This is a genomic window from Serratia nematodiphila DZ0503SBS1 (assembly GCF_000738675.1).
Lineage (GTDB): Bacteria > Pseudomonadota > Gammaproteobacteria > Enterobacterales > Enterobacteriaceae > Serratia > Serratia nematodiphila.
On record NZ_JPUX01000001.1, the window covers coordinates 495,093 to 515,696 of the forward strand.

The following is a 20,604-nucleotide window of genomic DNA, read 5'->3' on the forward strand; positions in this document are numbered from 1 at the left end:
ACGCGGCAAAAGGAATTAATGGCGGAAGTGACGCATGTCAGTGAAGATCATCGCGATGCCGTGTTCGTTGGCGGCGGCGATCACTTCGTCGTCGCGGATCGAACCGCCCGGCTGGATCACGCAGGTGATGCCAACCGCCGCCGCGGCATCGATGCCGTCGCGGAACGGGAAGAAGGCGTCGGAGGCCATGGCGGAGCCTTTCACTTCCAGCCCTTCGTCGCCCGCTTTGATGCCGGCGATCTTGGCGGAGTAAACGCGGCTCATCTGGCCGGCGCCTATGCCGATGGTCATGTTGTCACGCGCATAAACGATGGCGTTGGATTTCACGAACTTGGCCACTTTCCAGCAGAACAGCGCGTCGCGCAACTCCTGCTCGGTCGGTTGGCGTTCTGACACCACGCGCAGATCGGCGGCGGTGACCATGCCCAGATCGCGATCCTGCACCAGCAGCCCGCCGTTGACACGTTTGAAATCCAGCCCCGCCACGCGTTGCTGCCACTGGCCGCAGGCCAGCACGCGCACGTTCTGTTTGGCGGCCAGCAGGGAGCGCGCTTCCTGGGTGACGTTTGGCGCGATGATCACTTCCACGAACTGGCGGCTGATGATCGCCTGCGCGGTGGCGGCGTCCAGCTCGCGGTTAAAGGCGATGATGCCGCCGAAGGCGGAGGTCGGATCGGTTTGGTAAGCGCGCTCGTAGGCGGCCAGAATGTCGTCGCCGATCGCCACGCCGCAAGGGTTGGCGTGCTTGACGATCACGCAGGCCGGTTCGTCGAACTCTTTCACGCATTCCAGCGCGGCGTCGGTATCGGCGATGTTGTTATAGGACAGCGCTTTGCCCTGCAGCTGTTCGGCGGTCGCGACAGAAGCTTCCTTTACTTCTTCCTCTATATAGAAGGCGGCCTGCTGGTGGCTGTTTTCACCGTAGCGCATATCCTGCTTCTTGATGTAGTTGAGGTTCAGGGTGCGCGGGAAGCGGCCGGACGGCTGTTCGGTCTCGCCGTGGTACGCCGGCACCAGCGCGCCGAAGTAGTTGGCGATCATGCTGTCGTAGGCGGCGGTGTGTTCAAAGGCCTTGATGGCGAGATCGAAGCGGGTGGCATAGCGCAGCGAACCGTCGTTGTTGTCCATCTCGGTAATGATGGCGGCGTAGTCGCTGCTCTTCACCACGATGGCGACGTCTTTATGGTTCTTGGCGGCGGAGCGCACCATGGTAGGGCCGCCGATATCGATATTCTCGACCGCATCCTCCAGCGAGCAATCCGGGCGCGCCACGGTTTGGGCGAACGGGTACAGATTGACGACCACCATGTCGATAGGCTTGATGTCATGCTGATTCATGACGGCGTCGTCCTGGCCGCGGCGGCCGAGAATGCCGCCGTGGACTTTCGGGTGCAGGGTCTTAACTCGTCCGTCCATCATCTCCGGGAAGCCGGTGTAGTCGGAAACTTCGGTAACGGGCAGACCGGCGTCTGCCAGCAGACGAGCGGTGCCGCCGGTGGACAGCAGTTCAACGCCGCGCTGGGAAAGCGCTTCGGCGAATTCAACGATACCGGTTTTGTCAGACACGCTGAGCAGGGCCCGGCGGATTGGACGAGGTTGTTGCATGGTTTTATCCCTTGGCTTTGAGTCGCAATTAAAGAGCGTTACGTGAATGTCCACCTCGTTCTCTCTATAAGGAAGGTTTTTTGCCTTATAAAGGGAGGGTCAGGCACATATTCAGGTAACGCCCCCATAAAAAGGGGGATCGTTTCGTCGCGGGGAATTGTAGCGAAAACGTTTGCGTGGCGCTCGTAAATTTTCCGTACAAATCGCATCTGTGGATAACACTGTGCGCAAGTGGGTATAAGGCGGGGTTTTGCTGTGGAATGCAGCGAACGATCGTTTTTGCTGAAAATACCTGTTGCGGCCTGCGAGGAACTCCCTATAATGCGCCTCCATCGACACGGAACATGTGAACAACTTCACAGAGTATCCGGGGGTCGCAGAGAAAAAATCCTGAAAATTAGGGTTGACTCTGAAAGAGGAAAGCGTAATATACGCCACCTCGAGTTAGCAAGCGAAAGCGCCTAACTCACTGCTCTTTAACAATTTATCAGACAATCTGTGTGGGCACTCCACAAGACGATATCCAGCATCTTCGGATGCAAAAAAATATCAAGTCTTGAAGAGTGACTAACTGAAGTAAAATTCATGCAGTAAATCTTTGAGCATCGCTTCTCGAGTGGAAGCAAATCAAGCTTTTAATTGAAGAGTTTGATCATGGCTCAGATTGAACGCTGGCGGCAGGCTTAACACATGCAAGTCGAGCGGTAGCACAGGGGAGCTTGCTCCCCGGGTGACGAGCGGCGGACGGGTGAGTAATGTCTGGGAAACTGCCTGATGGAGGGGGATAACTACTGGAAACGGTAGCTAATACCGCATAACGTCGCAAGACCAAAGAGGGGGACCTTCGGGCCTCTTGCCATCAGATGTGCCCAGATGGGATTAGCTAGTAGGTGGGGTAATGGCTCACCTAGGCGACGATCCCTAGCTGGTCTGAGAGGATGACCAGCCACACTGGAACTGAGACACGGTCCAGACTCCTACGGGAGGCAGCAGTGGGGAATATTGCACAATGGGCGCAAGCCTGATGCAGCCATGCCGCGTGTGTGAAGAAGGCCTTCGGGTTGTAAAGCACTTTCAGCGAGGAGGAAGGTGGTGAGCTTAATACGCTCATCAATTGACGTTACTCGCAGAAGAAGCACCGGCTAACTCCGTGCCAGCAGCCGCGGTAATACGGAGGGTGCAAGCGTTAATCGGAATTACTGGGCGTAAAGCGCACGCAGGCGGTTTGTTAAGTCAGATGTGAAATCCCCGGGCTCAACCTGGGAACTGCATTTGAAACTGGCAAGCTAGAGTCTCGTAGAGGGGGGTAGAATTCCAGGTGTAGCGGTGAAATGCGTAGAGATCTGGAGGAATACCGGTGGCGAAGGCGGCCCCCTGGACGAAGACTGACGCTCAGGTGCGAAAGCGTGGGGAGCAAACAGGATTAGATACCCTGGTAGTCCACGCTGTAAACGATGTCGATTTGGAGGTTGTGCCCTTGAGGCGTGGCTTCCGGAGCTAACGCGTTAAATCGACCGCCTGGGGAGTACGGCCGCAAGGTTAAAACTCAAATGAATTGACGGGGGCCCGCACAAGCGGTGGAGCATGTGGTTTAATTCGATGCAACGCGAAGAACCTTACCTACTCTTGACATCCAGAGAACTTTCCAGAGATGGATTGGTGCCTTCGGGAACTCTGAGACAGGTGCTGCATGGCTGTCGTCAGCTCGTGTTGTGAAATGTTGGGTTAAGTCCCGCAACGAGCGCAACCCTTATCCTTTGTTGCCAGCGGTTCGGCCGGGAACTCAAAGGAGACTGCCAGTGATAAACTGGAGGAAGGTGGGGATGACGTCAAGTCATCATGGCCCTTACGAGTAGGGCTACACACGTGCTACAATGGCGTATACAAAGAGAAGCGACCTCGCGAGAGCAAGCGGACCTCATAAAGTACGTCGTAGTCCGGATTGGAGTCTGCAACTCGACTCCATGAAGTCGGAATCGCTAGTAATCGTAGATCAGAATGCTACGGTGAATACGTTCCCGGGCCTTGTACACACCGCCCGTCACACCATGGGAGTGGGTTGCAAAAGAAGTAGGTAGCTTAACCTTCGGGAGGGCGCTTACCACTTTGTGATTCATGACTGGGGTGAAGTCGTAACAAGGTAACCGTAGGGGAACCTGCGGTTGGATCACCTCCTTACCTAAAGATATTAGTTCGCGTGGCGTGCTCACACAGATTGTCTGATAGAAAGTAACGAGCAGAAATACCTTTATAGGCTTGTAGCTCAGGTGGTTAGAGCGCACCCCTGATAAGGGTGAGGTCGGTGGTTCAAGTCCACTCAGGCCTACCACTTCTCATGAAGTGGAAAAGGTACTGCGCGTGACTGTATGGGGCTATAGCTCAGCTGGGAGAGCGCCTGCCTTGCACGCAGGAGGTCAGCGGTTCGATCCCGCTTAGCTCCACCATATAGTCCGGTATTTCAATACTTCAGAGTATATTGGCGACAGTATGCTGCGAAGTATTTTGCTCTTTAACAATCTGGAACAAGCTGAAAATTGAAACATGACGGCTGAAATTTATCCCTCCGTAGAAGTGCCGGATAAAGAGTAACCTGTCATAGAGTCTCTCAAATGTTTGCAGCGCGAACGATGGAAACATCTTCGGGTTGTGAGGTTAAGTGACTAAGCGTACACGGTGGATGCCTAGGCAGTCAGAGGCGATGAAGGGCGTGCTAATCTGCGAAAAGCGTCGGTAAGGTGATATGAACCGTTATAACCGGCGATACCCGAATGGGGAAACCCAGTGTGTTTCGACACATTATCATGTCATGAATACATAGTGGCATGAGGCGAACCGGGGAACTGAAACATCTAAGTACCCCGAGGAAAAGAAATCAACCGAGATTCCCCCAGTAGCGGCGAGCGAACGGGAGGAGCCCAGAACCTGAATCGGCTTGTGTGTTAGTGGAAGCGTCTGGAAAGTCGCGCAGCAAAGGGTGATAGCCCCGTACACTAAAATGCACAGGTCGTGAGTTCGATGAGTAGGGCGGGACACGTGACATCCTGTCTGAATATGGGGGACCATCCTCCAAGGCTAAATACTCCTGACTGACCGATAGTGAACCAGTACCGTGAGGGAAAGGCGAAAAGAACCCCGGCGAGGGGAGTGAAATAGAACCTGAAACCGTGTACGTACAAGCAGTGGGAGCACCTTCGTGGTGTGACTGCGTACCTTTTGTATAATGGGTCAGCGACTTATATTTTGTAGCAAGGTTAACCGTATAGGGGAGCCGTAGGGAAACCGAGTCTTAACTGGGCGACTAGTTGCAAGGTATAGACCCGAAACCCGGTGATCTAGCCATGGGCAGGTTGAAGGTTGGGTAACACTAACTGGAGGACCGAACCGACTAATGTTGAAAAATTAGCGGATGACTTGTGGCTGGGGGTGAAAGGCCAATCAAACCGGGAGATAGCTGGTTCTCCCCGAAAGCTATTTAGGTAGCGCCTCGTGAACTCATCTTCGGGGTAGAGCACTGTTTCGGCTAGGGGGCCATCCCGGCTTACCAAACCGATGCAAACTCCGAATACCGAAGAATGTTATCACGGGAGACACACGGCGGGTGCTAACGTCCGTCGTGAAGAGGGAAACAACCCAGACCGCCAGCTAAGGTCCCAAAGTCATGGTTAAGTGGGAAACGATGTGGGAAGGCATAGACAGCCAGGATGTTGGCTTAGAAGCAGCCATCATTTAAAGAAAGCGTAATAGCTCACTGGTCGAGTCGGCCTGCGCGGAAGATGTAACGGGGCTAAACCATGCACCGAAGCTGCGGCAGCGACGCTTAGCGTTGTTGGGTAGGGGAGCGTTCTGTAAGCCGTTGAAGGTGGCCTGTGAGGGTTGCTGGAGGTATCAGAAGTGCGAATGCTGACATAAGTAACGATAAAGCGGGTGAAAAGCCCGCTCGCCGGAAGACCAAGGGTTCCTGTCCAACGTTAATCGGGGCAGGGTGAGTCGACCCCTAAGGCGAGGCTGAAAAGCGTAGTCGATGGGAAACAGGTTAATATTCCTGTACTTGGTGTTACTGCGAAGGGGGGACGGAGAAGGCTAGGCTAGCCGGGCGACGGTTGTCCCGGTTTAAGCGTGTAGGGGGTGTGACCTGGTAAATCCGGTTGCATGTTAACCCTGAGGCGTGATGACGATGCACTACGGTGCAGAAGTAGTTGATGCCCTGCTTCCAGGAAAATCCTCTAAGCTCCAGGTAACATTAAATCGTACCCCAAACCGACACAGGTGGTCAGGTAGAGAATACCAAGGCGCTTGAGAGAACTCGGGTGAAGGAACTAGGCAAAATGGTGCCGTAACTTCGGGAGAAGGCACGCTGGCATGTAGGTGAAGTCCCTTGCGGATGGAGCTGAAGCCAGTCGAAGATACCAGCTGGCTGCAACTGTTTAATAAAAACACAGCACTGTGCAAACACGAAAGTGGACGTATACGGTGTGACGCCTGCCCGGTGCTGGAAGGTTAATTGATGGGGTCAGCCGCAAGGCGAAGCTCTTGATCGAAGCCCCAGTAAACGGCGGCCGTAACTATAACGGTCCTAAGGTAGCGAAATTCCTTGTCGGGTAAGTTCCGACCTGCACGAATGGCGTAATGATGGCCAGGCTGTCTCCACCCGAGACTCAGTGAAATTGAACTCGCTGTGAAGATGCAGTGTACCCGCGGCAAGACGGAAAGACCCCGTGAACCTTTACTATAGCTTGACACTGAACATTGAGCCTTGATGTGTAGGATAGGTGGGAGGCTTTGAAGCGTGGACGCCAGTCTGCGTGGAGCCATCCTTGAAATACCACCCTTTAATGTTTGATGTTCTAACTCGGCCCCATAATCTGGGGTGAGGACAGTGTCTGGTGGGTAGTTTGACTGGGGCGGTCTCCTCCCAAAGAGTAACGGAGGAGCACGAAGGTTAGCTAATCACGGTCGGACATCGTGAGGTTAGTGCAAAGGCATAAGCTAGCTTGACTGCGAGAGTGACGGCTCGAGCAGGTACGAAAGTAGGTCTTAGTGATCCGGTGGTTCTGAATGGAAGGGCCATCGCTCAACGGATAAAAGGTACTCCGGGGATAACAGGCTGATACCGCCCAAGAGTTCATATCGACGGCGGTGTTTGGCACCTCGATGTCGGCTCATCACATCCTGGGGCTGAAGTAGGTCCCAAGGGTATGGCTGTTCGCCATTTAAAGTGGTACGCGAGCTGGGTTTAGAACGTCGTGAGACAGTTCGGTCCCTATCTGCCGTGGGCGTTGGAAGATTGAGAGGGGTTGCTCCTAGTACGAGAGGACCGGAGTGAACGCACCACTGGTGTTCGGGTTGTCATGCCAATGGCATTGCCCGGTAGCTAAGTGCGGAAAAGATAAGCGCTGAAAGCATCTAAGCGCGAAACTTGCCTCAAGATGAGTCTTCCCTGGGCCTTTAAGGCCCCTGAAGGAACGTTTAAGACTAAGACGTTGATAGGCTGGGTGTGTAAGTGCAGCGATGCATTGAGCTAACCAGTACTAATGATCCGTGAGGCTTAACCTTACAACACCGAAGGTGTTTTTAGAGAGATTTTCAGCGAAGTTCCGAGATTGGTTCTGATGGCGACACGAGAGTGAAGCGGTTGGAATGAAACAGAATTTGCCTGGCGGCAATAGCGCGGTGGTCCCACCTGACCCCATGCCGAACTCAGAAGTGAAACGCCGTAGCGCCGATGGTAGTGTGGGGTCTCCCCATGCGAGAGTAGGACACTGCCAGGCATCAAATAAAACAACAAGCCTCATGCGAAAGCATGGGGCTTTTTGTTTTGTCTGTTATCTGGCGTTCTGCTCGAGCATGGGCATCCTGAGACGAATGGTGTAGGACAAATCCGCCGGGAGCGGATTTGAACGTTGCGAAGCAACGGCCCGAAGGGGGGCGGGCAGGACGCCCGCCATAAACTGCCAGGCATCAAACAAAGCCGAAAGCCCTGAACTGACGTTCAGGGCTTTTTGCTGTGCGTAAAACGTAAAAAAGTGCAGCTACGCTGCGCGGTTTTTCCCCTCCTCCTTATTCTCCGCCAGCGAGCCAGAGAAAAGGCCCCGAAGGGCCTTTGATTAGGGTGTGTTTGCTTTTTTCACTTATTATTCGATCAATGCGAGCTGCCTTGGGAGATGCCCAGCCCGGTTTGCGAACGGACAAACTGGGCCCGGAAGCGTTCCCGCTCCTGCTGCCCGGCCAGCGAGCTGTCGGTGATCGAGAACAGCCAGGTGCCGACAAATGCCACGATCATCGAGAATAGCGCCGGGTATTCGTACGGATAAATCGGTTTCTCATGGCCGAGGATCTGCACCCAGATCGTCGGGCCGAGGATCATCAGAATCACCGCCGTTAACAGACCCAGCCAGCCGCCAATCATCGCGCCGCGGGTCGTCAAACGTGACCAGTACATCGACAGGATGATGATAGGGAAGTTACAGCTGGCGGCGATGGAGAACGCCAGCCCGACCATAAAGGCGATATTCTGCTTCTCGAACAAAATCCCCAGGGCAATGGCGACCAGCCCCAATACCACGACGGTGATCTTGGAGACCTTCAGCTCATCGCGCTCGGTCGCCTTGCCGTTTTTAATCACGCTGGCGTACAGGTCATGGGACACTGCCGAGGCGCCGGCCAGCGTCAGGCCCGCAACCACCGCCAGAATGGTGGCGAACGCCACCGCCGAGATAAAGCCGAGGAAGAAGTTGCCGCCAACGGCATTGGCCAGGTGCACCGCCGCCATGTTGGTCCCGCCCAGCAGCGCGCCGGTGGCGTCTTTGAACGCCGGGTTGGCGCTGACCAGCAAGATGGCGCCGAAGCCGATGATAAAGGTCAGAATATAGAAGTAACCGATAAAGCCGGTGGCGTAGAACACGCTCTTGCGCGCTTCCTTGGCGTCACTCACGGTGAAGAAACGCATCAGGATGTGCGGGAGGCCGGCGGTGCCGAACATCAGCGCCAGGCCAAGCGACAGCGCGGAAATCGGATCGGACACCAGCCCGCCGGGGCTCATGATGGCGATGCCTTTCGGATGCACCTTCACCGCTTCGGCGAACAGGGTATTGAAGTCGAAGTTGACCGACTTCATAACCATCAGCGCCATAAAGCTGGCGCCAGCCAGCAGCAGCACCGCTTTGATGATCTGCACCCAGGTGGTGGCCAGCATGCCGCCGAACAGTACGTACAGCACCATCAGAATGCCGACCAGGATCACCGCCACGTGGTAGTTGAGCCCGAACAGCAGCTGGATCAGTTTGCCGGCGCCGACCATCTGCGCGATCAGATATAGCGCCACCACCACCAACGAGCCGCAGGCCGAGAGGGTGCGGATCGGTTTCTGCTGCAGACGGTAAGAGGCGACATCGGCGAAGGTATAGCGGCCGAGATTGCGCAGGCGTTCCGCGATCAGAAACAGAATGATCGGCCAGCCGATGAGGAAGCCGATGGAGTAGATCAGGCCGTCATAGCCCGAGGTGTAGACCAGTGCGGAGATGCCGAGGAACGAGGCGGCGGACATGAAGTCACCGGCGATCGCCAGGCCATTTTGCAGGCCGGTAATGCGCCCGCCCGCGGTGTAGTAGTCCTGACGGGAACGGGTGCGTTTGGACGCCCAATAGGTGATGTAGAGCGTGGCACCGACAAACAGGATAAACATCACGATCGCCTGGATGTTCAGCGGCTGGCGATGCACCTCGCCGCCAATGGCGTCGGCGCAGGCCAGGCCCGGCAGTAACAGCAGCGCGGCGACGGACAATAAGCGCTTCATTGTTTCACCTCGCGCAGAATCTCTGCGGTGAGGCGATCGAACTCGCCGTTGGCGCGAAACACGTAGAGACCGGTCAAGACGAAAGAGATCACGATCAACCCGACGCCGACCGGGATCCCGCGGGTGATGGTCGATCCGGCGGCGATCGGCGTGCCGAGCCATTGTGGATCGAAGGCGATCAACAAAATAAAGCCGACGTACAGCGCCAGCGTAATCAGCGAAAGCAGCCAGGCGAACCGGCCGCGTTTTCTCACCAGCTCTTTAAAGCGCGGGTTTTCTTCAATCCCTTGATAAATGGTGTCATTCATCAGAGTGTCTCCAGTCGGTATTGAGAGAGTACGCCGCGCCAGGGCCGCTCAACGGCGCGTTATCCGAATGAGCGGCCTGAAGCGGCGTAAATTATGACGGCACTTTCATTGATTGTTTTTCTTCCAACAGCTTGTCGACTACGGCCGGATCCGCCAGCGTGGAGGTATCCCCCAGGTTGCTGGTGTCGCCGGCGGCAATTTTGCGCAGGATGCGCCGCATGATCTTGCCGGAGCGCGTTTTGGGCAGCGAGTCTGTCCAGTGCAGCACATCCGGCGTAGCGATCGGCCCTATCTCTTTACGCACCCAGTTGCGCACTTCGGTATAGAGCTCCGGCGTCGGTTCTTCGCCGTGGTTCAGCGTGATGTAGGCGTAGATCGCCTGGCCTTTGATGTTGTGAGGAATGCCGACCACCGCCGCTTCGGCGATTTTCGGGTGCGATACCAGCGCGGACTCGATCTCGGCGGTGCCCAGACGGTGGCCGGAGACGTTCAGCACGTCGTCGACGCGGCCGGTGATCCAGTAGTAACCGTCCTCGTCGCGGCGGGCGCCGTCACCGCTGAAGTACATGCCTTTGAAGGTCGAGAAGTAAGTTTGCTCGAAGCGGTCATGATCGCCGAACAGGGTGCGCGCCTGGCCCGGCCAGGAATCGACGATCACCAGGTTGCCTTCGCAGGCGCCTTCCTGCGGCGTGCCGACGTTATCGACCAGCGCCGGCTGTACGCCAAAGAACGGCCGCGTGGCGGAACCGGCTTTCAGCTCAGTGGCGCCCGGCAGCGGGGTAATCATGAAGCCGCCGGTTTCGGTTTGCCACCAGGTGTCGACGATCGGGCATCTCGCGTTGCCGATCTTGTTGTAATACCACTCCCAGGCTTCCGGGTTGATCGGTTCGCCGACCGAGCCCATGATGCGCAGCGAATCGCGTCGGGTGCCTTCGATCGCCTTGTCGCCTTCGGCCATCAACGCGCGAATGGCGGTCGGTGCGGTATACAGAATGTTGACCTGGTGTTTGTCGATCACCTGCGACAGGCGATTGACGCCCGGATAGTTAGGCACGCCTTCGAACATCAGCGTGGTGGCGCCGCAGGCCAGCGGGCCGTACAGCAGATAGCTGTGGCCGGTGACCCAGCCCACGTCGGCGGTGCACCAGTAAATGTCGCCGTCGTGGTAGTCGAACACATACTTAAAGGTCATCGCAGCGTAGACCAGGTAGCCGCCGGTGGTGTGCAGCACGCCTTTCGGCTTGCCGGTCGAACCGGAGGTGTACAGGATGAACAGCGGATCTTCGGCGTTCACTTCTTCCGGCGGGCAGTCTGCGGAGACGCCCTGGGTCAGCTCATGCCACCACAGATCGCGCCCTTCCTGCCAGTAGCCCGGTTTACCGGTGCGTTTGAATACCACCACGTTGGCCACGCTGACCACGCCGGGATTTTTCAGCGCATCGTCGACGTTCTTTTTCAGCGGCACGGCGCGGCCGGCGCGCAGGCCTTCATCGGCGGTGATCACCAGTTTGGCGTTGGAGTCGATAATGCGCCCGGCGACGGCTTCCGGCGAGAAGCCGCCGAAGATCACCGAATGTACGGCGCCGATGCGCGCGCAGGCCAGCATGGCGACCGCCGCTTCCGGCACCATCGGCATATAGATGGCCACCACGTCGCCTTTTTTAACGCCGAGCTGTTTCAGCACGTTGGCGAATTGGCAGACATCGTGGTGCAGCTGTTTGTAAGTCACCTTTTTTGATTGGGTCGGGTCATCGCCTTCCCAGATAATGGCGGTTTGGTCACCGCGCTCGGCCAGATGGCGGTCCAGGCAGTTGGCCGCCAGGTTCAACGTGCCGTCTTCAAACCAGCGAATGCTGACGTGGCCCGGATCGAACGAGGTATTTTTAACTTTGGTATAGGGTTTGATCCAATCCAGGATTTTGCCATGCTCACCCCAGAAAGCCTCTGGGTCTTGAACCGACTGTTGATAATACTGTTGGTATTGTGCCGGATTAATCAGGGCGCGTTCTGCAATTGCAGAAGGAATAGCGTGTTTATGCAGTTGGCTCATAGCTTTTCTCCTTGAAGTTGTTAATGATATGTCAACTGAAGGTTAAGTATAGTTTGCTATGATTCTTTGTTTCTTTTTTGCGCGGCAGATCACGCAACAAAGATATTGATTTGTAATCGTTCTGTCGCATTTGCAGGGCGTATCTATCTCTTTGGCGCTTAAATCCTCATAAACCCACGTTTTTAACCAAAAACACTTATATAAAGAACAAAAAAGAATAAACCAAAACGGACTCAACTGCCGCGAAATTAATAGATACGATCAGGGCCGCCATTATTTCGCGCTATAAATCTTTTTGGGTTATTTTTCGCTATTAATATTCTAAATTGGCATTAGCACGATATAACGATGGACGGCACAGCGTGAAATAACGTTTTATTAACGCTTAATTCCTGATGAAAACTCGGGAAATATCCTGTGGCATTCATCCTGCGGTATCGTTCGATTTTTAATCGAAATATAAAGTGGCGCTGCATTTATGGACGAAAGTGTCACTCGGCCAATTCTCATTTATTTGACTTTTGAGTAACAAAATATAAACATATGATGCGGATTAAATATGCAGAATGAGCGAAAAATAACGCATTTTAATCGCGTTCAAAAAATCGTCGTCGGCGTGGTTATGTACTTCATTATATGAAAAATTATTTTTTTAATAACAAGCAATTATGCCATTTGAAATAGTTCCGCGAAATTTTTGTGATTCGATTCAGCGCTCAAGCCTGACAAATCAAGGCTTGCAGAGCATGCCGCCCGGATGATACAGATTTATACTGCGTGGCACCCAGGGCAGGTGAACGCTTCCACTGAATTAACATAAGCCTGTAATAAATGATTAAGTATTCTTTTCGCCGTGTTGCGACTTTGTACGGCGCAAAGAGTCTTTGAGGACTTTTTGGGTATGAAAAGTGTAAAAATTAGCCTGGCTTGGCAAATCCTGATCGCGTTGGTACTGGGTATTATTGTTGGCGCGGTATTGCACAACCAGACCGAATCTCGTGAGTGGCTGGTGAGCAATATTCTCAGCCCGGCGGGTGATATCTTTATTCGTTTGATCAAGATGATTGTGGTGCCGATCGTTATTTCCACGCTGATCGTCGGTATTGCCGGCGTGGGGGATGCGAAAAAGCTGGGCCGCATCGGATTGAAAACCATTATCTACTTCGAAGTGATCACCACCGTCGCCATCGTGGTGGGGCTCACCTTGGCCAACGTCTTCCAACCCGGCCACGGCATCGATATGTCGACGCTGACCACGGTGGACATTTCGCAGTACGAGAAAACCACCGAACAGGTGCAAAGCGGTTCGCACAGTCTGGTGGCGACCATTCTGTCGCTGATCCCGTCGAACGTCTTCTCGTCGATGGCCAAGGGCGACATGTTGCCGATTATCTTCTTCTCGGTGCTGTTCGGCCTGGGGTTGTCGTCGTTGCCGAAAGAGACCAAAGAGCCGCTGCTGAAGGTGTTCAAGGCGGTGTCCGAGAGCATGTTCAAAGTCACCCACATGATTATGCGCTATGCGCCGATCGGGGTGTTTGGCCTGATTGCGGTCACGGTAGCCAACTTCGGTTTCGCTTCGCTGCTGCCGCTGGCCAAGCTGGTGGTGCTGGTGTACTTCGCCATTGCGTTCTTCGCCCTGGTGGTGCTGGGGGCGGTCGCCCGGCTGTGCAACCTGCGCATCTGGACGCTGATCCGCATCCTGAAAGACGAACTGATCCTGGCTTATTCCACCGCCAGTTCGGAAACGGTGCTGCCGCGCATCATCGAAAAGATGGAGGCTTATGGCGCGCCCAAGTCGATCACCAGCTTCGTGGTGCCGACTGGTTACTCCTTTAACCTGGATGGCTCGACGCTGTACCAGAGCATCGCCGCCATCTTTATTGCCCAGTTGTACGGCATCGAGCTGTCGTTGGGGCAGGAGATCGTGCTGGTGCTGACGCTGATGGTGACCTCGAAAGGGATCGCCGGCGTGCCGGGCGTCTCGTTCGTGGTGCTGCTGGCCACCCTGGGCAGCGTCGGCATTCCGTTGGAAGGCCTGGCGTTCATCGCCGGCGTGGACCGTATCCTGGATATGGCGCGCACTGCGCTGAACGTGGTGGGTAACGCGCTGGCGGTATTGGTGATCGCCAAGTGGGAGCACCAGTTCGATCGCAAGAAGGCGCTGGCCTACGAAACGGAGTTCCTGGCGCAGAAGGTGAAGCCGGCCAACCAGGCCTAATTACCGAGTATCGCCGACGTTGAAAACGCCCCAGCCAGTTGTGCCGGGGCGTTTTGTTTTTATGGCTCTTCAACCGGCCACTTTCTTTTCTCTGTCCTACTGCGCGACTTGCATCCCCGCTTAACAGAATCTAAAGTGTTACCAAATTAATAGAAATGATAATAGATGTTATTATCATTTTCATTTGATGATGTATGGAGACACGTAAAGCCGTTGAACGGCGGGGTTACGCCCGTTCGGCGTCTTTATTCAGGCTTATCAAAGGTAGGTAACATGTCGGACACCGCTTTGGCCTCTGAATGGTTGCCGCTGGCGCCAGCGCAGCTTGATTTCTGGGAAGAACACACCTTGCACCCTGGGCAGACGCTGTCCACCGTCGCACATTGCACCGAACTGTGTGGCGCGGTAGAGGAAGAGACGCTCTGCCGGGCGATCGCCACCACTCTCGCCGAGACGCAGGCGTTTGCCTTGCGCTTTGGTGAGCGGCATGGCGACGCTCCTCCGTCGTTGCGTTACGATCCACAGTGCACACCGCCATTGCAACGCATCGATCTGCAAACGCACGGCGATCCCTGGCTGGCGGCGCAAAGCCTGATGCGCGAAGATATCGCGCAGCGCCGGGCGCTGCATAGCGAGCCGCTAGCCGCAGCCTGGCTGCTCAAACTGGGGCCGGAGCGCTACCTCTGGTACGTGCGTGCGCACCATATTCTGATTGATGGCTTCGGTATGGCCCTGATCGAACACCGCTGCGCCGCGTTATATGCGCACTACCTCGGCCAGGGCAACGCGGGTATCCCTCTGGGCGCATTTGGACCCTTTCAACAGGCCGAGCTGGCCTACGCTGATTCTGAGCGATGCGAGCGCGATCGGCGCTTTTGGCAGACCTATTTGCCGCCGTCACAGGCGCTGCCGACGGTACGTAAGGGCGGTGAGGCCTATGGCGTACGGCGTTTGAGCACCCATCACCGGCTGTCGGCGGCAGTGTCGCACTGTCTGGCGCAGTTGGCGGAGCGCAGCGGCATCAATTGGCCCGACTTGCTGGTGGCGCTGTCGGCGGCCTGGCTGTTTCAGGTGATGCCGCGCTGTACCCGGCAGGGCGATACGCTGCCGATGTGGATGCCGGCGCTGAATCGCCGCGGGCAGGCCGCCACCAACGTGCCTTCGCTGGCGGTCAACACTCTGCCGCTGCTGGTGTCACCGTCGCAAGCGGAGACGCTGGGGAGCTTTCTCACCACGCTGACGCAGCAACTGCGTGAGCTGCGCAGCCACGCCGGCTACCGCCTGCGGCAACTGGCCGTCGATCGCGGAGTGGCTCCGAACTCGCGCTTCTTTATTTCCCCTTTCATTAATGTGCAGCCCTTCGATGCGCCCCGTTTCACCGGCTGCAGCGGTACGCGCAGCGTATTGGCCGGCGGCTCGGGCGACGGTTTCAACCTGACTTATCGCGGCCGCACCGACGCCCGCGATCTGCAGGTGGATATCGATATCTATCTGGAGCAGTTTCCGACGGAGGATGCGCTGGACTATGGCGAGGCGCTGCAAGAATTTCTGTTGCGTGCGCTGCAGCGGGAAGCCTGGGGGCAACCGCTGGCGGCCCTGACGGCGTTGCCCGCCTGAGAAAGTGCGGGCGGGAGGATGCTCCCGCCCGAGTGGCAGGGCTTCAGCTGGCCAGCAACGCCGCCACTTCGCGCGCGTTCTTGCACGGCAAGAGCGAACTGCTTACCAGACGGGTGCCAAAAGCGTCATTGAGGCGTGACGCCACCTGTTTGATATGCGGCAGCTTCAGCCCCATGGCGATGAACGCCGTCTCTTCCCCCCATTCCGGGCGCGGGGTCACGCCGATCGCCTGCCAGTAAATGGTCAGGATCTCGGCGCTGCGCACCAGCGGCGCGTGCGGCGGCGGGGCCGCGCAGGCGTTCAACGCCGGCGCGGTTTGCTGGTGGCTCAGGTCGGCGCGGATGCGATGGCGGTCGGTTTTACCGTTGGCAGACAGCGGCAGCGCCTCGGCGTGGATAAAGCGCGTGGGAATATGGGTACAGGGCAGATAGCCGGTGGCGAAGGCGCGGATCTCGGACAGCGGCAGCGGTTTGCCGTCGCGGGTCAGATACAGGGCGCCGAGCGCCGCCTCGTTGTTTTCTCCGCTGGGATAATCCACCACCACCATATCCAGGATCGCCGGATGGCGGCGCAGCACGTCTTCGATTTCCGGCAGCGAGACGCGCACGCCGCGGATCTTCACATAGCCGTTCACCCGGGTGGCGAACATGATGTTGCCGTCCGCACGGTAGTAGCCCTGATCGCCAGTGCGGAAAGCGCGCAGCGGTTGTCCGTCCGGCCCTTCGAGGGTGATGAAATCGTGCTGCTTCAGCTCCCCCTGCTCCAGGTAGCCCAACGCCAGGTTCACCCCGGCGGTATGGATGCGGCCGACCACGCCGGCCGGGCAGTGGCTGCCGTCGTCATGGCAGATGAAATAACGGTTGGCGGGCAGCGGGCGGCCGTAAGGCACGGTGCCGCTCTCCTGCGGGGCGATCGGGTGCCAGATGCTCCAGATGGTGGTTTCGGTCGGCCCGCCGAGCGAGAACAGCGCGAGATCCGGGCGCAGGGTTCGCAGGGTTTGCACCGTCGCCGGCTTGATGTAGTCGCCGCCTTGCGCCACCAGGCGCAGCGAACGCAGGCTGTCGGCCGTTTTGCAGGTGAGCAGCATCTCCAGAATGGCCGGCACCGAACACCACAGGCTGACCCGATGTTTTTCCACCAGCTGGTTCCAGCTGATGGCGTCTTTTTCCTGATGCGGCGCCGGCAGCACCAGCGTAGCGCCGGCGCACAGCGAACCGAACAGATCGAACATCGACATGTCATGGTGCGGCGGCGTGACGGAAATGAACACGTCGTCGGCGGTGACCGCCCAGCGCTGCTGGGTCTGGTGGATAACGTTGGCGGTGGCGCGGTTGTTGAGCACCACGCATTTGGGCTTGCCGGTGGTGCCGGAGGTATACAGGTAGTAGCTTGCGGTCAGGCTGGCGCTGCGTTCCACCAACGTCTGTTCATCCGGCAGCGCAGGCGCGCGATCCGTCGGCGCCAGCAGGATCGCCGGCGTCACGCCGATCGGCGTCTCCAGATCGCCGCCGTGCACCACCAACGTCGGCCGGCAGTTCTCCAGCAGGTAGGCGGTGCGTTCCGGCGGTGAGTTGATATCGATAGGCACCCAGATCACGCCCTGCAGGGCGCAGGCGAGGCTGAAGATGACCTGCTCAGGGCTGCGCGGCAGATACAACGCCACCACGTTGCCCGGCTGCACGCCGCGGCTTTGCAGGTTAGCGATCGCCGTGGCGATCTGCTGGCCCAGTTCGCGGTAGGTCAGCGTCTGTTCGCCGCAGATCAGCGCGTTGCCGCCGTTTTGTGCGCCAAACAGCCGCTCGGCCAGCTGCGCCAGATAAGGATAAGGCGCGTAATTCGCTTCGCTGTCATTGTGGCGATAATGCGCCAGATCGATGAAATCTCGCGGCGCGATCGCCAGGTCGGCGCGTTGGCAACTGCGCAGGATGCGTCGCTGCAACGCCGCCAGCATGGCTTCTACCTGCTCGCCGTGCAGCGCCTGTTCGGCGTAGTCCACGCACAGCTGCAGGTTTTTTTCGCTGTCCAGCGTCAGGCGAATATCGATGGCGACCTGCGGCGTTTGGGTCAGGCCGTCGTGGAAGCGCACCGGCGCCTCGGCCGGCAGCGTTTCCCAACCCAGACAGTTGGTCAGGATCACGGGCAGCGCCGGGCCGCCCTGGCTTTGGCCGAGCAACTGCCGCGCCAGATCGACGCCGGAAAACGCCAGGTGGTCGAGCGCGCCGAGCACGTCGTCCTGCAGGGCTTGCGCGCGCTGGATAAAGTCTTCGCCATGACGGGAATAGCGCACCGCCACGAAGCTGGAGGCGTTGCCCAGGGCACCATCGGCGGCGGGGAACGCTACCGGCACCCCGATGCACAGCTCACCGTCGGTGGTCCAGTGGGCCAGCGTATCGAGGATCAGCGCCGACAGCAGGCTGTTGCGCAGCAGCGCATGCGGCGATCCCAGGCGGCCAAGCTGTTTTACCGTATCGCGCGGTAGCGTCAAGGTGGCGCGGCGATAGCGTGATGAGGTGAGATTGGCGAGCGGGGCGCGCCACGGCAGTGCCGACGGGGTGGTGACATCCAGCAGTTTTTCACGCCAGTAGGCGGCATCGGCCTGGCGCTGCGCCGCCGATGCGGCGGGGGGCGGCAGTGCGGCGGCGGTCGACGTCAGAGGGCGATCGTCGAACAGGCGCGCGATCACGGTGGAGATCCCCTGGCCGTCGAGGATCAAGGCATCAAAGCTGGTAAAGATCAGCGTATCGTACGGCGATCCCGTCGGATCCTGCTGTTCGGCAAGTTGGATCACGGCGATGCGCCACAGCGGTTGGCTCGGATCGTGGCGCTGGTGGGAGTAACGCTCGCGCAGTTGTTCGACCTGGCGCTGCGCCGCTTCGCCATCAAGGGCGCGCAGATCGTGGCGATCCAGATGCAGCGTCACCTCCGGGCGTACGTGCTGCGTGCCGCGCTGCACATCGATGCAGGTGCGAAGCGCCGGGTAATGCTGTACCAGCTCGGTCAGGCGCGCTTCAAGGCGCGGTACGTCCAGCTGCCGGGCGCGGTATTCGCGAAAGTCGTGCATCGCCACGCCGCCGAGCGGCCATCGATCGCTGCGGCCCAGAAGGTAGGCCTGCTGCAGTGCGGTTAATGGTGTCTCCATGGTACTTCCCTATAGTCGCTAACCGATTAAAACGAGCCGGGCACCGTGCGCCCGGAAACCGATCTCAGTGCTGCGGCGCCAGCGCGGCGAGCAGCGTTTTCGCATGCCTTCCTGCCTCGGGCGACCGTTGGCAGATCAACGCCGCCAGCGCCGCCGGGGAGGGATGCGCCGTCAGATCCTGCGCCGTCAGCGCCGCCGCCAGATACTTGTTGAGCACCGTCAGCAGCGCGTTCACCCCGGCATCCGGCAAGGCCAACCGGCGGATATCGTCGTGGTCGCGCACATTGGCCTCGGGAGCCACCCGCGCCAGCAGCCGGTGCAGCACCTGGCGCACCGGCGCCTGCTGCGCCAGCGCGTCGGGCGTGCATTGCGCCAGCAGCTGCGACAGCGGGCGATCGAACGCCCCCGCTTGCCGCGCGGCCAGGTGCAGCAGCGCCCGGTAACAGGCCAGCAGGCGCGGCAGCACGTGCTCGGGGAACGCGTCCAGCCGCACGTCCCAGTTGATCAGAATGCCGTCGTCGACGTGGGCGACCTGCGCATCCAGCGCCACCTGCGGCCCCTGAGAGATCACCCAACCGAGACGGCCAAAGGTGTTGGTGACCCGTTCGGAAAACAGCGTTTTGCCGCGGATGCCGAAACCGGCGGTAAACACCACCGGCGAAGGCTGCAGGCTGCCGTGCAGGCGCGACAGATCGCGCATCACGCTGACGCCGGGGTAATCCGCATGCTCGATCAGCTCCGCCAGCTGCGTCATCAGGCGCCGGCAGAAGGCGTTCAGGTTTTCCGTCGGGTTCAGTTCCACGCCGAGCAGCACCAGGTTAGAGAAATCGCCGATGAGGCGATGTGCGTCCTCCCGTTCGCTCTCGCGGTGGAACAGCGGCACGTTGAGCCGGAAGCGCGTCATGTTCCAACCCTGGCCGACGGCCAGCGCGAACAGCGCCAGAAACAGCGTAGAGAGGGAGGTGTGATGCCGTTTGGCGACGTTTTCCAGCGCGCGGCTTTCTTCTACATTCAGCTGTATGGCCAAACGATCGCTGCGGCAGCGATCCGGCGTGCGCAGCAGGCGCGGCGCCGGCGGCACCTGCGCCAGGCGTTCACGCCACCAACGCTGACCGCGTTCGCGCCGTTGGCGCAGCGCCACGTCGGCGTCGCGTCGTTCTAGGTGATCGAAGTAGGCCGGCGGCGCGTCATGGGCTGGGGCCGCCGGACACTGGTGATAAAACGCCGTCAGATCTTCCATCAACAGGCGAAAGCTCATGGCATCGCCGGCGATCATGTCGAGATCGACATGCAGGCGGCTGCGTCCTTCCGGCAACAGGCTCAGGCTGATATCGCAGGGAACGCCCTGCTCCAGCGGCAGCAACTGGGTGCTTTTCGCCTGGCGTTTGGCGGCGAGCGCGGCCGCCAGCGTTGCTTCATCGGCATGTCGCCAGTCGTCGAGATGCAAGGTATGTCGGGGGCCGGGAGGTGCGATCGTCTGCCTGCCATCGTCGGTAATGCGCAGGCGTAACAGCGGATGACGCAGGTACAACGCCTCGACGGCCTGGCGCAGCCGGGCGATGTTCAGCTCGCCGCCGTCGAATTCCGCATAAAGATGGGCGGCCATGCCGCCCAGAGGGGGAGCGGACTGTCGGCCAACCCAATAGGCGGCCTGCATCGTGGTCAAAGCTTTCATCGGGTATCCATTTTGATTCAGCCAACGAGACTGCAAGAATATATCCAAATGTTAATAGGAATGAAAATTATTATTATTTGATCCATTTGACGCGAGGGTGCTATCTATAAGGGGTTTTAGCTGTAACGGGCAGGCATGGGGTTGGGTGTGAATAATTTATTCATATTATTCTTAGCATTGTAATTATTGTCTGTTATTGC

Annotated in this window: 8 protein-coding genes, 2 tRNA genes and 3 rRNA genes; 7 read left to right on the forward strand and 6 right to left on the reverse strand. The window is 58.1% G+C overall.

Going from position 1 to position 20,604, the window contains the following annotated elements; genetic code table 11:
* Nucleotides 1–15: 15 nt before the first annotated feature.
* The gene (gene purH, locus JL05_RS02250; protein ID WP_033631541.1) at nucleotides 16–1,605 is read right to left on the reverse strand and encodes a bifunctional phosphoribosylaminoimidazolecarboxamide formyltransferase/IMP cyclohydrolase; all 1,590 of its coding nucleotides are present in this window, start codon (nucleotides 1,603–1,605) and stop codon (nucleotides 16–18) included.
* A gap of 636 nt (nucleotides 1,606–2,241) precedes the next feature.
* Between purH and JL05_RS02255 the strand changes: the two genes are divergently transcribed.
* The 5 genes from JL05_RS02255 (at nucleotide 2,242) to rrf (ending at nucleotide 7,373) form a co-directional block, all read left to right on the forward strand.
* Nucleotides 2,242–3,783, forward strand: a 16S ribosomal RNA gene (locus tag JL05_RS02255).
* Nucleotides 3,784–3,857: 74 nt separating this feature from the next.
* Nucleotides 3,858–3,934, forward strand: a tRNA-Ile gene (locus JL05_RS02260).
* 39 nt (nucleotides 3,935–3,973) lie between these two features.
* A tRNA-Ala gene (locus JL05_RS02265) sits at nucleotides 3,974–4,049 on the forward strand.
* 206 nt (nucleotides 4,050–4,255) lie between these two features.
* Nucleotides 4,256–7,158 (forward strand): 23S ribosomal RNA (locus tag JL05_RS02270).
* 99 nt (nucleotides 7,159–7,257) lie between these two features.
* A 5S ribosomal RNA gene (gene rrf, locus JL05_RS02275) occupies nucleotides 7,258–7,373 on the forward strand.
* The 16S, 23S and 5S rRNA genes sit together here with 2 tRNA genes alongside, the layout of an rRNA operon.
* Before the next feature lie 371 nt (nucleotides 7,374–7,744).
* Here the strand turns inward: rrf and actP are convergent.
* The 3 genes from actP to acs form a co-directional block, all read right to left on the reverse strand.
* Nucleotides 7,745–9,397 (reverse strand): cation/acetate symporter ActP, encoded by a 1,653-nt coding sequence (actP, locus tag JL05_RS02280; protein ID WP_033631542.1) that lies wholly within the window; start codon nucleotides 9,395–9,397, stop codon nucleotides 7,745–7,747.
* Complete coding sequence (locus JL05_RS02285; RefSeq protein WP_033631543.1) at nucleotides 9,394–9,705, reverse strand: DUF485 domain-containing protein; 312 nt, start codon at nucleotides 9,703–9,705, stop codon at nucleotides 9,394–9,396. The genes actP and JL05_RS02285 overlap by 4 nt, the downstream gene beginning before the upstream one ends.
* A 91-nt stretch (nucleotides 9,706–9,796) precedes the next feature.
* A complete protein-coding gene (gene acs / locus JL05_RS02290) occupies nucleotides 9,797–11,755 on the reverse strand; it encodes an acetate--CoA ligase (protein WP_004930044.1) in 1,959 nt (652 codons plus the stop codon).
* A 901-nt stretch (nucleotides 11,756–12,656) separates the two neighbouring features.
* Between acs and gltP the strand changes: the two genes are divergently transcribed.
* Together gltP and JL05_RS02300 are read left to right on the forward strand one after the other, a co-directional pair.
* Nucleotides 12,657–13,973, forward strand: a complete 1,317-nt coding sequence (gltP, locus tag JL05_RS02295; protein WP_015376334.1) for a glutamate/aspartate:proton symporter GltP — start codon at nucleotides 12,657–12,659, stop codon at nucleotides 13,971–13,973.
* 273 nt (nucleotides 13,974–14,246) lie between these two features.
* On the forward strand, nucleotides 14,247–15,590 hold the full coding sequence (locus JL05_RS02300) for a condensation domain-containing protein (RefSeq protein ID WP_033631544.1): 1,344 nt from the start codon (nucleotides 14,247–14,249) through the stop codon (nucleotides 15,588–15,590).
* A gap of 43 nt (nucleotides 15,591–15,633) precedes the next feature.
* Here the strand turns inward: JL05_RS02300 and JL05_RS02305 are convergent, their stop codons facing one another.
* Together JL05_RS02305 and JL05_RS02310 are read right to left on the reverse strand one after the other, a co-directional pair.
* Nucleotides 15,634–18,729, reverse strand: coding sequence for an amino acid adenylation domain-containing protein (locus JL05_RS02305; protein WP_033631545.1), 3,096 nt, complete (start codon nucleotides 18,727–18,729; stop codon nucleotides 15,634–15,636).
* Between the two features lie 64 nt (nucleotides 18,730–18,793).
* Nucleotides 18,794–20,404 (reverse strand): condensation domain-containing protein, encoded by a 1,611-nt coding sequence (locus tag JL05_RS02310; protein ID WP_033631546.1) that lies wholly within the window; start codon nucleotides 20,402–20,404, stop codon nucleotides 18,794–18,796.
* Nucleotides 20,405–20,604: the final 200 nt, after the last annotated feature.